13 protein-coding genes are annotated in these 13,597 nt (G+C 58.8%); 10 read left to right on the forward strand and 3 right to left on the reverse strand.

Features of this window, described 5'->3' with window-relative positions; genetic code table 11:
- The first annotated feature begins 58 nt into the window (after positions 1 to 58).
- The 3 genes from TU76_RS17915 (at position 59) to TU76_RS17925 (ending at position 4,118) form a co-directional block, all read left to right on the forward strand.
- The gene (locus tag TU76_RS17915; RefSeq protein ID WP_048352240.1) at positions 59 to 1,108 is read left to right on the forward strand and encodes a PDDEXK nuclease domain-containing protein; all 1,050 of its coding nucleotides are present in this window, start codon (positions 59 to 61) and stop codon (positions 1,106 to 1,108) included.
- Between the two features lie 170 nt (positions 1,109 to 1,278).
- Complete coding sequence (locus TU76_RS17920) at positions 1,279 to 1,884, forward strand: biliverdin-producing heme oxygenase (RefSeq protein WP_048352241.1); 606 nt, start codon at positions 1,279 to 1,281, stop codon at positions 1,882 to 1,884.
- Positions 1,881 to 4,118: an ATP-binding protein gene (locus TU76_RS17925; protein WP_048352242.1), complete on the forward strand. Its 2,238-nt coding sequence runs from the start codon at positions 1,881 to 1,883 to the stop codon at positions 4,116 to 4,118. Before TU76_RS17920 ends, TU76_RS17925 begins: the two co-directional genes overlap by 4 nt.
- 92 nt (positions 4,119 to 4,210) lie before the next feature.
- Here TU76_RS17925 and gabP read toward each other — a convergent pair whose 3' ends face one another.
- Entirely contained in the window at positions 4,211 to 5,602 is a 1,392-nt protein-coding gene (gabP, locus tag TU76_RS17930) for a GABA permease (RefSeq protein ID WP_019824786.1), read from the reverse strand.
- 543 nt (positions 5,603 to 6,145) lie between these two features.
- On the opposite strand from gabP, the gene TU76_RS17935 reads away from it, so the two are divergent.
- Genes TU76_RS17935 through TU76_RS17955 form a run of 5 tightly spaced genes read left to right on the forward strand, consistent with a single transcriptional unit; the run spans position 6,146 to position 10,331 of the window.
- The gene (locus TU76_RS17935) at positions 6,146 to 6,919 is read left to right on the forward strand and encodes an ABC transporter ATP-binding protein (protein WP_019824785.1); all 774 of its coding nucleotides are present in this window, start codon (positions 6,146 to 6,148) and stop codon (positions 6,917 to 6,919) included.
- A gap of 13 nt (positions 6,920 to 6,932) precedes the next feature.
- Complete coding sequence (locus TU76_RS17940; protein WP_019824783.1) at positions 6,933 to 7,688, forward strand: ABC transporter substrate-binding protein; 756 nt, start codon at positions 6,933 to 6,935, stop codon at positions 7,686 to 7,688.
- Positions 7,689 to 7,745: 57 nt separating this feature from the next.
- The gene (locus tag TU76_RS17945) at positions 7,746 to 8,438 is read left to right on the forward strand and encodes an ABC transporter permease (RefSeq protein WP_019824782.1); all 693 of its coding nucleotides are present in this window, start codon (positions 7,746 to 7,748) and stop codon (positions 8,436 to 8,438) included.
- Positions 8,438 to 9,127 carry an ABC transporter permease gene (locus TU76_RS17950; RefSeq protein ID WP_019824781.1) on the forward strand — a complete coding sequence of 230 codons (690 nt, stop codon included), beginning with the start codon at positions 8,438 to 8,440 and terminating at the stop codon, positions 9,125 to 9,127. Before TU76_RS17945 ends, TU76_RS17950 begins: the two co-directional genes overlap by 1 nt.
- Entirely contained in the window at positions 9,108 to 10,331 is a 1,224-nt protein-coding gene (locus TU76_RS17955) for a methyltransferase (RefSeq protein ID WP_048352243.1), read from the forward strand. The genes TU76_RS17950 and TU76_RS17955 overlap by 20 nt, the downstream gene beginning before the upstream one ends.
- A 106-nt stretch (positions 10,332 to 10,437) precedes the next feature.
- Here the strand turns inward: TU76_RS17955 and uraH are convergent, their stop codons facing one another.
- Positions 10,438 to 10,848: a hydroxyisourate hydrolase gene (gene uraH, locus TU76_RS17960; RefSeq protein WP_019824778.1), complete on the reverse strand. Its 411-nt coding sequence runs from the start codon at positions 10,846 to 10,848 to the stop codon at positions 10,438 to 10,440.
- A 36-nt stretch (positions 10,849 to 10,884) separates the two neighbouring features.
- On the reverse strand, positions 10,885 to 11,364 hold the full coding sequence (locus tag TU76_RS17965) for a GlcG/HbpS family heme-binding protein (RefSeq protein WP_046810326.1): 480 nt from the start codon (positions 11,362 to 11,364) through the stop codon (positions 10,885 to 10,887).
- A gap of 135 nt (positions 11,365 to 11,499) precedes the next feature.
- Here TU76_RS17965 and TU76_RS17970 point away from each other — a divergent pair, with 135 nt between their 5' ends.
- On the forward strand, positions 11,500 to 12,174 hold the full coding sequence (locus TU76_RS17970; RefSeq protein WP_019824774.1) for a heavy metal response regulator transcription factor: 675 nt from the start codon (positions 11,500 to 11,502) through the stop codon (positions 12,172 to 12,174).
- Positions 12,167 to 13,531 (forward strand): heavy metal sensor histidine kinase, encoded by a 1,365-nt coding sequence (locus TU76_RS17975; RefSeq protein WP_019824772.1) that lies wholly within the window; start codon positions 12,167 to 12,169, stop codon positions 13,529 to 13,531. The genes TU76_RS17970 and TU76_RS17975 overlap by 8 nt, the downstream gene beginning before the upstream one ends.
- The last annotated feature ends 66 nt before the right edge of the window (positions 13,532 to 13,597 follow it).

Below are 13,597 nucleotides of genomic sequence, written 5' to 3' on the forward strand. Positions count from 1 at the left end.
AATACAAAATGGCAGTGACATTCTCATTGACCCCTCCGGTCAATGCGCGGCACTCACTATGAATCCCCCGCTTCCCGTCACTCCACCCACCCCTGATCTGACTCCTCTGCTCAGCGCCTTGAGCGAACTCATCCGCCAGTCACGGCAAAAGGTCCTGCGCGCAGTGGATACGCTGCACGTGCAAACCTGCTGGAACATGGGTCGGCACATCATCGAATACGAACAGGCCGGTACGACACGGGCCGAGTATGGCAAGCAACTCCTGCCAACGCTGGCCAAAGCCCTGACGGCTGAATTCGGGAAAGGCTTTGATGAGCGCAACCTGAGGCACATGCGAGGGTTTTATCAGGCATTTCCAATTTGGAACGCAGTGCGTACCGAATTGAGCTGGACCCATTACCGCACCCTGCTGCGAGTCGACAGCGAGCATGCACGCCAGTGGTACATGAACGAAACAGCCACGCTGAACTGGTCCACCCGTGCCCTGGAGCGGCAAATCGGTACGCTCTATTACGAACGCTTGCTGGTCAGCCAGGACCGTCCGGCGATCAAGCAGGAGGCAACCACCCATCTGGCCCCCCTGAACAAAAGCCCCCGTGAGTTTGTGCGCGACCCGGTGCTGCTGGAGTTTCTGGGCATGCCTACGGTTACGGGGCTTTTCGAGACGGGGCTGGAGCAAGCACTAATCGATCACCTGCAAGGGTTCCTGCTGGAACTGGGCAAAGGCTTCGCCTTTGTCGCCCGACAACAACGCATCAGCACCGAGAGCAAAGACTTCTATGTGGATCTGGTGTTCTACAATTACCTGCTCAAATGCTTTGTCATTTTCGACTTGAAACGTGGCGAGCTGAGCCATCAGGACATTGGCCAAATGGACATGTATGTGCGCCTTTACGATGACCTCAAACGCGGCCCCGAAGACAGTCCAACCGTAGGCATCATCCTCTGCGCACAGAAGGATGCTTCAGTGGTGCGCTACTCAGTACTGCATGGCAACGAGCAGCTGTTCGCCAGCAAATACACGCTGGTCCTGCCCACCGAAGAGGAACTGCGCGCCGAACTCGACCGTGAACAGGCCCTGGTTGAGGCCAACGCCATCGGGCAATGATGCGCCATGTTAAGGACGCTGCCCGAAATACAATGCGCATAAAAACGGGCTGACGCCGGCCATTGTTCAGCTGCGCTTTATGCAAAAAAATTGCACTTTTTAAAGGCCATGAGCTCCTACAAAAATGAGCGCCGACTTCTCGTCGCACACAGAGAGCCCTCTTATAAGGCATGCCACAAGACCAAACTTTATCAGCGGTATCGCCCGCTCTGAACGCGCTGCGTTCTGGCACTCAAACACTCCATGTCGCCCTTGAAAAACGCCTCCCGTTCTTCAGCGACACACTCGACCTTGAACGCTACAAGCGCCTCTTGGGCGCCTACTACGGGTTCTATCACGAGCTGGAGGAGCGGCTACAACACAGCCCCTGGCTCACATGCGGTTTTGACCTGCAGGCACGACTCAAGACGCCCGCATTGTGTCGAGACCTGCAAGCTTTGGGGGTCAGCATCCCGTCGCTTGAGCTGTGCGATACCCTCCCCGTATTGCACAGCCAGGCCAGTGTGCTGGGCGCCTTGTATGTGCTGGAGGGCGCCACGCTGGGCGGTAATGTGCTGCGCAAGCAGATATCGGAACGCCTGGGCCTTGATACGCACAACGGCTGCGCGTTTCTTTTTGTTTACGGCGCAGCCACAGGACAGCAATGGAAGGCATTCATGGATTTTCTGGGCAGTGTGCCCCTCGACGCTCAAGCGCGAGGCGAAGCCGTGCAGGCTGCCTGCTCTACGTTTAGCTGTTTCGAGCAATGGCTCGAACGTCAGGAGGTTTTGGTATGAACCCACAGGACCCTCAAGCTTTTGAACGCTTGCTGGCCAATTGTGCTGATGAACCCATCCGCTTTCCCGGGGCCATTCAACCCCACGGTTTATTAGTGACCCTGTCGCAGCCCGACCTGCGAATTCAGCAAGTCAGCCACAATGTGCAGGCGATGTTCGGCCAGAGCGCCGAGTCGCTGCTCGGCTTGCCACTGGCCGCTCTTACCGGCTCAGCCGCGGCTGACGCCGTGCAGCAGGCCGCAGGCCATGCCACGCTGGCCGATGCGCCACCCTTGGCCCTGAGCTTGCAGGGGCGCGAATACGAGGGCCTGCTGCACCGCGATAAAGACATTCTGGTGCTCGAGCTTGAGCTCAAGCCCGACGCATCAGAAATCCACAGCACGATGAACAAAGTGCGCAACCTGAGCCGCATGCTGCAACGCCTGCAATCCGCCAAGACACTCCCCGCACTGTACGAAATTTGCGTGCGCGAGATTCAGGCGCTGACGGGCTACGATCGGGTGCTGATCTATCGTTTCCAGGATGAAGGCCACGGCCAGGTCATCGCGGAAGCATCCTCGCCTTCGATGGAATTATTCAATGGGATGTTTTTCCCCGCCTCTGACATCCCGGAGCAGGCCCGCGAGCTTTACCGCACCCATTGGCTGCGCATCATCCCCAATGCCGACTACCAGCCAGTCCCGTTGATTCCCGCCCTGCGCCCTGACAACGGCGAGGCACTGGACCTGAGCGGGGCCGTATTGCGCAGCGTTTCGCCGATTCACTGCCAGTACATGAAAAACATGGGCGTGCTGTCATCCATGAGCATTTCGCTGATGGATGGTGAACGCCTGTGGGGCCTGATCAGCTGCGGGCATCGCCAAACGCTGCACGTGCCCCATGAACTGCGCATGGCCTGCCAAACCATCGGCCAGGTGCTGTCCCTGCAAATCAGCGCCCTGCAGACACTGGAGATCAGCCGCCAACGCGAAGCCAAAATGGATGCCTTGGTACGCCTGAACGCGGCCATGGTGCAAAACACCGAAGCCGTTTTTGAAGGCCTGGCACAGGCGCCTGAGGTATTGATGGCGCTGACCGGTGCCAGCGGCGTGGCCATTCTGGAAGACAAAGTGCTGCACCGTTATGGCCAGTGTCCTTCTTCAGAAGACATTCGAGGGCTGTATCAATGGTTCAAGGACAGCGGCCAGCCGGTCTTCTCCAGTCATAACCTCAGCGCACTCCATGCCCCGGCAGCGCAGTACAAGGACATCGCCAGCGGTTTATTGGCAATGACCCTGCCCAAGCCTGTGGACAACGCCGTGCTGTGGTTTCGCAGTGAAGTCAAAGAAAGCATCCCGTGGAGCGGCGACCCCAGCAAGCCGCTCAACCTTGAAGCTGGCAGCAACGGACTGCGCTTGAGTCCGCGCACCTCTTTCGAAATCTGGAAGGTCGAGATGGACGGCATCTCCACCAAATGGAGCCACGGCGATCTGTTTGCGGCCAATGACCTGCGGCGCTCGGCCCTGGAAAATGACCTGTCGCGTCAGGTGCTGCGTGAGCAACAGGCCGTGCGGGCACGAGACGAGCTGGTGGCAGTGGTGTCCCACGACCTGCGCAACCCCATGACCATCATTTCAATGCTCTGCGGCATGATGCAAAAAGCCTTCAGCAGCGAAGGGCCGCACACCTCGCGACGCATTACATCGGCCATCGACACCATGCAACAGGCCAGCAGCCGCATGAGCGTGCTGCTCGATGACTTGCTGGACACCTCCAAAATCGAGGCCGGACGCTACACCATCAGCCCGCAGCCGCTGGATGTCAGCCAGATTTTTGAAGAAGCACTCGCGTTGCTTGCGCCGCTGGCGCTGGACAAGGCGGTGGAGCTGACCTTCCACGCCGAACCCGACCTGAAAATCAACGCCGACCCGGAGCGTCTGTTTCAGGTCTTGTCCAACCTGATCGGCAATGCGATCAAATTCACCCCGGCGCAAGGCAAAATCGGCGTGGCAGCCATGTCCAACGGCGACGACATCGTCTTCAGTGTGCGGGACTCGGGCAAGGGCATTGCGCCCGAGCAGTTGCCCCACATCTTCGACCGTTACTGGACAGCAAAAGAGGGTAACTCGCTGGGTACAGGCCTGGGGCTGTACATCTCCCAAGGCATTATCAAGGCCCATGGCGGCCAGTTAATGGCGCAAAGCACGCCGGGAGAAGGCAGCGAGTTCCGCTTTACCGTAGCCAGAATGCTCTGACAGGTAGCGGCAATTGTAATGCCCACAAAAAAACCGCCATCCCGAAGGATGGCGGTTTTTTTTGTTACTCAACCGCAAGAACCGTCCTGGCCTCAGCTGAGTACCGTTGCCCCCAACTTCTCAATGCGTCGACGACGTGCCACCAGCAGGCCAGCCGACACCACCAGAATGCTCAGCAAACCGGTGGCCATGATTTCAACACGATGCGCTTCCTGGAACAGCATGATCGTCAAAATGGCCACGATGAAGACGATCACCGCATAGGTCAGGCCCGGAAACAGCCACATCTTGAACGAGATGGTCTCACCCAGCGCCGTACGCTTTTGGCGCATGCGCAATTGCGATACCGCAATCACCAGATACACCAGCAGCGCAATGGCGCCGGAGCTGGCCAGCAAGAACTCGAACACAGCAGCCGGCGCTACGTAGTTGGCGAAAACCGCTACAAAGGCTGCGCCGGTGGACATCATCACCGCCCAGTAAGGCGTGCCAGCCGCGTTGGTGCGTTTGGCCGCAGCCGGAGCGTCACCGCGTTTGCTCAGGGAGTACAGCATCCGCGAGGAGGTGTAGAGCGCCGAGTTCAGGCAGCTGGTAACGGCGATCAATACCACGATATCAACGATCAGCTTGGCATTCGGGATACCCATGCGATCAAGTACGGTCTGGTAGGAACCGAACTGCGCCAGCGCCGGGTCATTCCACGGTACAAGGGCCACAACGATGAAGATCGATACAAGGTAGAACAAGCCGATCCGCCAGATCACCGAGTTGGTGGCCTTGGTGATCTGCTTGCTTGGGTCCTTGGATTCCGCCGCTGCGATGGTGACGATTTCAGTCCCCATGAACGAGAACATGGTGGTCAACATGGCAGCCAGTACAGCGCCCATGCCATTGGGCATAAAGCCGATGGTATCGGCCAGGTGCGCGACACCGCTGACCTGACTGGTAGGCAGGAAGCCGAAAATCGCCAGCAGGCCCAGAACAATAAAGCCAATGATCGCCAGCACTTTGACCAGCGCAAACCAGAATTCGAACTCACCATAGTTCTTGACGCTGAACAGGTTGGTGACTGTCAGCAACAGGGTTATGACCAGGGTAAATACCCAAATCGCCGTATCGGGGAACCATGCATGCAAAATGGTACCGGCGGCGACGGCTTCCAGCGGGATAACCAGTACCCAGAACCACCAGTACAGCCAGCCGATGGTGAAACCGGCCCAATGCCCGATGGCGCGGTCGGCGTAGGTGGAGAACGAACCGGTGTCAGGGGATGCAACGGCCATTTCGGCCAGCATGCGCATCACCAGTACCACCAGGGTGCCTGCTGCGGCATACGCCAACAGCACGGCAGGGCCTGCTTGGGCAATCGCGTGTCCGGAGCCGACAAACAAACCGGCTCCGATGACTCCGGCAATCGACAGCATGGTCACATGCCGTGGCTTAAGCCCTTGTTCCAGACCATTAGAGGATTGCGTATTGCTCATTGGGACTACCTTTCATTGAAGCCATTCCGAGCACCCGCGTTGACATTCGTAAAAAGTAACCAACGGGGCGTTTAGAATCTTTTACGCAATAACTGAGCCAGAATGTGACAAGGGCACGGTCTACGGGGGCTGCAACGATTTGCAACATACACTGCAACCCATTGAGAGTAATGGCTTTTTGCCCATTTGTTACCGTAACACTCAGTTTCAAGCCTATCGGCGCACCAAAAATACCCAAAACCGCCCATATGGCCCAAAAGCGGTGCACATCTTTAACCTTTAGTAGGTTCGCGCTTCCAACACCGGGCCAAAGCTGGCAACATCGCGACCTTTTTTAAGCGACACCTGTCTGGCCGAACGGCGAAATATGGGGTCGGTTGTTGTCGGCGCGACACTCTGCTGTAGCGATGCGACAAACTGCCACCCTTGCGTCTTTTGTGTCTTCAGGGCGGCTGGTTGCCTCTGCAGCCCTATGCTAGCTTGGCCTGCGCCAGGAAGGCCGCCCAACAGCAGGATCGCACCCGAACACAATGAGGAACGCACATGGCTTTGGCCACGCCCGCGCTTGAAATCCGCAACTTGCACAAACGCTACGGCGAGCTTGAGGTACTTAAAGGTATCTCGCTGACCGCACGCGACGGCGACGTGATCTCGATCCTGGGTTCTTCCGGTTCCGGCAAATCCACCCTGTTGCGCTGCATCAACCTGCTGGAAAACCCCCATGAAGGCCAGATCCTGGTCGCCGGGGAAGAGCTCAAACTCAAGAAAGCCAAAAATGGCGAATTGATCGCGGCCGATGGCAAGCAGATCAATCGCATGCGCAGTGAACTGGGTTTTGTATTTCAAAACTTTAACCTGTGGCCGCACATGACCATCCTCGACAACATTATCGAGGCTCCGCGTCGGGTGCTGGGGCAGAGCAAAGCCGAGGCCATCGAGGTTGCCGAAGCATTGCTGGCCAAGGTCGGGATTGGCGAAAAACGTCATGCCTATCCCTCTGAATTGTCCGGCGGTCAGCAGCAACGCGCTGCGATTGCACGCACGTTGGCCATGCAGCCCAAAGTAATTCTGTTCGATGAACCAACATCGGCACTTGACCCGGAAATGGTTCAAGAAGTACTTAGTGTGATCCGCGCGCTCGCCGAAGAAGGTCGCACTATGCTGCTGGTGACCCACGAGATGGGCTTTGCCCGTCAGGTGTCCAGCGAAGTAGTGTTTTTGCATCAGGGCCTGATCGAAGAGCAAGGGTCGCCAGAACAGGTGTTCGACAACCCGGTTTCGGCGCGCTGTAAACAATTCATGTCCAGCAACCGCTAACGGAGCAACACGAATGCAGAACTATAAAAAGCTTCTCATGGCCGCTGCCGCCACACTGGTTTTCAGCGCCAACGCCCTGGCTGTAGATAAGTACAAAGTAGGGATTGAAGGTGCTTACCCACCGTTCAATAACAAAAACGCCAGTGGCGAAGTAGTGGGCTTCGACCCCGATATCGCGATGGCACTGTGCGCCAAGATGAAAGCCGAGTGCGAAATCGTCACGTCCGATTGGGACGGCATCATCCCGGCACTGAACGCCAAAAAGTACGATTTCATCGTGTCTTCGCTATCGATCACTGACGAACGCAAGCAAGCGGTCGATTTCACCGACCCGTACTACTCCAACAAGCAGCAGTTCATCGCACCGAAAAAAGTCGACTTCAAAACCGACATCGCGTCCCTCAAGGGCAAGGCCCTGGGCACCCAGCGTTCAACTCAGGCCGCAACCTGGCTGGATGACAACCTGGGCACCGACGCGACCATCTCTTTGTACGACACCCAGGAAAACGCCTACCTCGACCTGACTTCGGGCCGTGTCGATGCATTGCTGGCTGACAAGTACGCCAACTACGACTGGCTGAAAAGCCCGGCTGGCCAGGCATACGAGTTCAAAGGTGAGCCGGTCAACGAAGACGACAAGGTCGGCATCGCACTGCGTAAAGGCGACAACGAACTGCGCGCCAAGCTGAACCTGGCCCTCAAGCAAATCGTTGAAGACGGCACGTACAAGAAGATCAACGACAAGTACTTCCCGTTCAGCATCTACTGACCTGCCTGACCGTCGCGCCTGCGGGCGCGACGGTCCCTAGCAAAGCCTGCCTACCCCATGACTATCGATCTATACGGATTCGGCCCGGCGCTTGCCGCTGGCGCGCTGATGACCGTCAAACTGGCACTCACTGCGCTGTGTCTGGGCCTGGTGCTCGGATTGCTCGGTGCCTTGGCCAAAACATCCCCCTACAAACCGCTTAGATGGTTGGGCGGCGCCTATTCGACCCTGGTTCGTGGTGTTCCCGAACTGCTCTGGGTGTTGCTGATTTACTTCGGCAGCGTGAATCTGGTGCGCGCCATCGGCGAATACATCGGCATGCCCGAACTCACCCTCAGCGCCTTCGCGGCGGGGGTGATCGCTTTGGGCCTGTGCTTTGGTGCCTATGCCACCGAAGTGTTCCGCGGCGCCATTCTGGCCATCCCCAAAGGCCACCGCGAAGCGGGCATGGCGCTGGGTTTGTCCAAACCGCGGATTTTCACCCGGCTGGTTCTGCCACAAATGTGGCGTATCGCCCTGCCCGGCCTGGGCAACCTGTTCATGATCCTGATGAAAGACACCGCGCTGGTGTCGGTCATCGGTCTGGAAGAAATCATGCGTCAGGCGCAAAACGCCGTGACCTTCGCCAAACACCCGTTCACCTTCTACATGGTGGCAGCCGTGATGTACCTGGGCCTGACCGTACTGGCCATGGGCACCATGCACGTGCTTGAAAAACGCGCAGCGCGCGGCTTCGTGAGGAGGACGTAATGGAGTGGGAAGTAATCCTCAAATGGCTGCCCAAGCTGATGCAGGGCGCAACCCTGACCCTGGAGCTGACCGCAATTTCGGTGATCGCCGGTCTGATTGTGGCCATCCCGCTGGGCATCGCCCGCTCATCCAAGCTCTGGTATGTGCGTACGCTGCCATACGCCTACATCTTTTTCTTCCGGGGCACTCCCCTGCTGATCCAACTGTTTCTGGTCTATTACGGCCTGGCCCAGTTCGATCTGGTGCGTGAAAGCGCGTTATGGCCGTATCTGCGCAGCCCTTTCTGGTGCGCAATCATCACCATGACCCTGCACACCGCCGCTTATATTGCCGAAATCCTGCGCGGCGCGATCCAGGCCATTCCGCCGGGTGAAATCGAGGCGGCACGAGCCCTGGGCATGTCGCGCTTCAAAACCCTGGTGCACATCGTCCTGCCCCGCGCCACGCGCATCGGCCTGCCGGCGTACAGCAACGAAGTGATCCTGATGCTCAAGGCCAGCTCGCTGGCGAGTACCGTGACCCTGCTGGAACTGACCGGCATGACACGCACAATCATTGCTCGCAACTACCTGACGGTGGACATGTTCCTGACCGCAGGCGCGATCTACCTGCTGATGTCGTTTGTGCTGATCCAGGGGTTCAAGCTGCTGGAGCGCTGGTTGCGCGTCGATGCCTGCCAAGGCCGCTAACCGCGAGGGCGAGCCGCTGCTCGCCCGCTTTGAGGCGCTGGACAGTTTTTTGCGTGACCACCAGCACGTGTGGCGCCCACGGCCTTTCACTCACCTGAACATGCCGTGGGAAGCGCAACACCCCGATCTGGCGCACTGGTTGCGCCAACGTTCGTTGCAAGACGCCGAATCCAGCCACAACCATCCCCAACACGTGCCCGCCCCCGCGCCATTCCCCGAACTGGCGGCAACGTCCCTCGCCTTGAGTAAGGTCGACCGGCTGCGGACACAGACCCTTGCACCTGCGAACCCGCGTTTACAGGTGGATGTGCCGGGGCGTAAATGGCAGCAAATTCAAGCCTTCGCCCAGAGCCTGACCTTCACACAAACACCCGTTCACTGGCTGGACTGGTGTTCGGGAAAAGGCCATTTGGGGCGAAGGCTGTTAAGCGCCGGACAGCAACTGACGTGCCTGGAGTATGACCCGGCATTGATCGAGTCCGGCCAGCAACTCAGCCAGCGCCATCATCTAGCGGTGCGTCATGTGCAACAGGACGTGCTCGCGCCCGAAGCGGCCTTGCAGCTCACGCCCGGGATGACCCCCGTGGCGCTGCATGCCTGTGGCGATTTACATGTGCGCCTGCTGCAACTGGCAAGCGCGGCGGGCTGTGGACAACTTGCCGTGTCGCCCTGCTGCTACAACCGCATCAGCACGCCGCACTATCAGCCGTTATCCACAGCCGCTAAAGCTTCAGCCTTGCAGCTGTCGCTGGAAGACCTGAGCCTGCCCATGAGCGAAACCGTGACGGCCGGCAACCGTGTACGACGCCAGCGCGACGAGTCAATGGCACGGCGCTTGGGCTTTGATCTGTGGCAGCGCCAGCTCCGTCAGTGCGATGAATACTTATCCACACCTTCACTGCCCGGCACCTGGTTGAACAAGCCGTTTGCCGAGTACTGCGAGGATCTGGCGGCGCTGAAGAACTTATCCACACGCGGCAGCGAAGATTGGCCGGCACTGGAAGCGGCAGGTTGGGAGCGACTGGCGCAGGTGCGTAATCTGGAGTTGGTGCGCGGGCTTTTCCGTCGTCCGCTGGAGGTGTGGCTGGTGCTGGATCGCGCGCTGTACCTGAAGGAAAACGGCTACGAAGTGCAGGTCGGCGAGTTTTGCGACAGCCAGCTGACACCTCGTAATTTGATGGTGCTTGCGCAGCGCTGTGGATAAGCCTGTGGGAGCGGGCTTGCTCGCGATTCAGGCGCTGCGGTCTGACAGGTAAACCACAGCAATCCCATCGCGAGCAAGCCCGCTCCCACACAGGTTTTTGGCAGGCCTACGAACCGCGATACGTCGAGAAGCCGTACGGGCTGAGCAGCAGCGGAATGTGGTAATGCTGATCGGCGTTTTTCACTTCAAAAATCACCGGGATTTCCGGGAAGAACGTCTCGTGGCCAGCTTTCTTGAAGTACTCACCGGTTTTAAACACCACACGATACTCACCCGCCTCGAACGCTTGCTTGGCCGGGAACAGTTCGCCGATGCGCCCCTGCTCATTGGTCACGCCCTGCGCCAGCGGCTGCCAGTCTTTACCCACGTGCTTTTCCAGGGTTACGTTCACGCCCGGTGACGGCAGGCCATTTTCAAGGTTGAGCACATGCACGCTCAACGGGTTACCAGCGGCCAGTGTCAGACTCGACACTGCGCTCAGGCTCAAAGCCGCCAACGTGATTCGCAAAGATTTCATCGGTCATCCTCTAATAGTGGTTAAAAAACAATCAACTCAGCGTTGAGTCGTCAGGCCAATCTGTTGCGCCGCCTTGATCGCGCACGCTTCATCCTGCTCCGCGCCACCTGCACCGGCCACGCCAATGGCACCTACCAACTCACCCTCGGCAAACAACGGCACCCCTCCTCCCAGCAGCAACAGTTCGGCAATGGAGTTGAGGTTGCTTGCCTCAGGATTGCTGCGTGCCCGCTCGGCAAACAAGCGGGTCGGGGTTTTGGTCGACAACGCCGTGTAGGCTTTGCGCTGGCTGGCCAGCAAGTTGTGCGGGCCAACACTTTCCGGGCGCATCGCCATCAGTACGTTGCCACCACGGTCCAGCACACTCAGCGCACCCGTGCAGTGCGTGATGGCCGCATCGGCCAGCTGGCGGGCGGTGGCCAGATCCAGATCGGCATGACGGGGTAGATTCGGCGCCGCATGAGCCACACCGGCAGCGCCAACGGCAGTCCACAACAACAAGGTTTTCAGCATCATTGGCTAGCTCCTGTACGAATGTGCCCACCTTAACCAGCGACCCTCGTCAGAACTCCGTCAGTTGCATTACAAGTTTGTAATAGGCAACACCCCCGAAGACGCCTAGCCTGTGCAGACGATTGATCGAGGTGTGCGATGCGTTTGTTAGTGGTTGAAGACGAAGCCAAGACGGCCGATTTCCTGGCCAAGGGCCTTAGAGAGTCAGGCTTTGCGGTGGATGTGGCGCTGAACGGGCTGGACGGTCGGTACTTTGTCGAGCAACAGGAATACGACCTGATCATCCTCGACGTGATGCTGCCGGGGCTCAATGGCTGGCAACTGCTGCAACTGATTCGCCAGCGCGGCGCCACGCCGGTACTATTTTTGACCGCCCGGGATGCCATCGAAGACCGCGTGCGCGGCCTCGAACTGGGTGCCGACGATTACCTGCTCAAGCCTTTCGCCTTTGCCGAGTTGCTCGCCCGGGTACGTACCTTGTTGCGCCGTGGCCCCATGCGCGAAGCCGAGTCGTATGCCATCGCCGATCTTGAAATCGACGTGCTGCGCCGCCGCGTCAGCCGGGGCGGCCAGCGCATCAGCCTGACCAACAAGGAGTTCTCGCTCCTGCAACTGCTGGCCAGCCGTCAGGGCGAAGTCTTGTCTCGCACCTTGATCGCTTCGCAGGTCTGGAACCTCAATTTCGACAGCGATACCAATATGGTCGAAGTCGCCGTGCGCCGATTGCGCGCCAAGGTCGACGACCCCTACATGCCCAAACTTATCCACACTGTGCGTGGCGTCGGGTATCAGCTGGAAGCGCCCGATGAGTAAATCCATCGCCTGGCGCCTGGCGCTGGCGATTGCCCTGACCTGCGCATTGGTACTCAGCGTGATCGGGGTGTTTCTGTATCGCTCGCTGGCCTCGGAACTCGCATTTCGTGACGATCAGGCGCTGCTGGGGCGTCTTGAGCAGGTACGCGCCCTGTTACATGACAGCGACAGCCTGGAAGCCCTGCAGGAACGCCCGCGCCTGTATCAGAACATGCTGGGCAACCTGGACAGCGTGTTGCTGGTCAACCGCGAGGACGGCAGCCCGCTCATTGCCATTAATCCCCATCAACAAGCCTTGCCGCCTGTGCAGCCCATTGCCCAAGCACAAGCGCCCCGGCGCTCGGATATCAAAACGGCAGACGCGACGGTGTTGCTGGCCGGTATGGCGCAAGGCCCGGCAGGGGAAACCTTGAGCGTAACCGTAGGTAAACGTCTTGATGAGCGTGAGCAAATGCTCGCCAGCTATCGCATGCGTTTATATGGCGCGGTGGGGTTGGGTGCATTGATGGCTTTCGGTCTTGGCCTGCTGCTTTTGCGTCGCGGCCTCACACCTTTACGCGAACTGGCTCGCGCCATGGCTGGCATCGACCCACGCAGCCTCGATCAACGCATGGCCGCTGACAACGTGCCCGTCGAGCTCAAAGAACCCGTACAGGCCCTCAACGCCATGCTCGCACGGCTGGAAGACAGCTTTTCACGGCTGTCGCAGTTCTCCGCCGATCTGGCCCATGAAATTCGTACGCCGTTGCACAACTTGCTGGGTAGCAACAGCCTGGCACTAAACCAGTCACGCAGCACAGCCGAGTACCAGGAGGTACTGGCGTCGAATATCGAAGAATACGAACGGCTCAATCGCATGGCAGAAAACCTGATGTTTCTCGCCCGCGCCGAACACGGCCAACGCCCGTTACAGCTGCAAGTGCTGGACCTTGGAGAGGTGGGCGACGGGTTGTGTGACTACTTCGAGGCGTTGGCCGAGGATCGACAGTTGCAGCTGGATAATCAGCTCAGCGGGCCGCTGGTGGCTGACCAGCAACTGCTGCAACGGGCATTGGGCAATCTGCTGGCCAATGCCGTGCGCCATGCCCAGCCCGGTTCGACCGTACGCTTGCTGCGTCGCGACGATGCCGAGTATTGCTGGACAGGTGTGCATAACGTTGGCCCGGCGATTGATCCGCGACATATCGACAAACTGTTCGACCGCTTTTACCGGGTAGACCCGTCACGGGCACAGCCGGGCGACTCTGGCGGCCTGGGCCTGGCGATTGTGCATTCGATCATGCAACTGCACGGCGGCCAGGTGCGAGTGGTGAGCGATGCCAGCGGCACGTTGTTTGAGCTGGGGTTCAGCCTGTAACTGCTTTTTTGGGGCCCATCACGCTTCTGTAGGAGCGAGCTTGCCGGGCCCAGGTCCGACAGGATG

The organism is Pseudomonas psychrophila (genome assembly GCF_001043005.1).
Lineage (GTDB): Bacteria > Pseudomonadota > Gammaproteobacteria > Pseudomonadales > Pseudomonadaceae > Aquipseudomonas > Aquipseudomonas psychrophila.

Coding starts and splice junctions, on each gene's coding strand:
- TU76_RS17915 (WP_048352240.1), top strand. CDS start 59: ATGAATCCCCCGCTTCCCGTCACTCCACCCACCCCTGATCTGACTCCT.
- TU76_RS17920 (WP_048352241.1), top strand. CDS start 1,279: ATGCCACAAGACCAAACTTTATCAGCGGTATCGCCCGCTCTGAACGCG.
- TU76_RS17925 (WP_048352242.1), top strand. CDS start 1,881: ATGAACCCACAGGACCCTCAAGCTTTTGAACGCTTGCTGGCCAATTGT.
- gabP (WP_019824786.1), bottom strand. CDS start 5,602: ATGAGCAATACGCAATCCTCTAATGGTCTGGAACAAGGGCTTAAGCCA.
- TU76_RS17935 (WP_019824785.1), top strand. CDS start 6,146: ATGGCTTTGGCCACGCCCGCGCTTGAAATCCGCAACTTGCACAAACGC.
- TU76_RS17940 (WP_019824783.1), top strand. CDS start 6,933: ATGCAGAACTATAAAAAGCTTCTCATGGCCGCTGCCGCCACACTGGTT.
- TU76_RS17945 (WP_019824782.1), top strand. CDS start 7,746: ATGACTATCGATCTATACGGATTCGGCCCGGCGCTTGCCGCTGGCGCG.
- TU76_RS17950 (WP_019824781.1), top strand. CDS start 8,438: ATGGAGTGGGAAGTAATCCTCAAATGGCTGCCCAAGCTGATGCAGGGC.
- TU76_RS17955 (WP_048352243.1), top strand. CDS start 9,108: ATGCCTGCCAAGGCCGCTAACCGCGAGGGCGAGCCGCTGCTCGCCCGC.
- uraH (WP_019824778.1), bottom strand. CDS start 10,848: ATGAAATCTTTGCGAATCACGTTGGCGGCTTTGAGCCTGAGCGCAGTG.
- TU76_RS17965 (WP_046810326.1), bottom strand. CDS start 11,364: ATGATGCTGAAAACCTTGTTGTTGTGGACTGCCGTTGGCGCTGCCGGT.
- TU76_RS17970 (WP_019824774.1), top strand. CDS start 11,500: ATGCGTTTGTTAGTGGTTGAAGACGAAGCCAAGACGGCCGATTTCCTG.
- TU76_RS17975 (WP_019824772.1), top strand. CDS start 12,167: ATGAGTAAATCCATCGCCTGGCGCCTGGCGCTGGCGATTGCCCTGACC.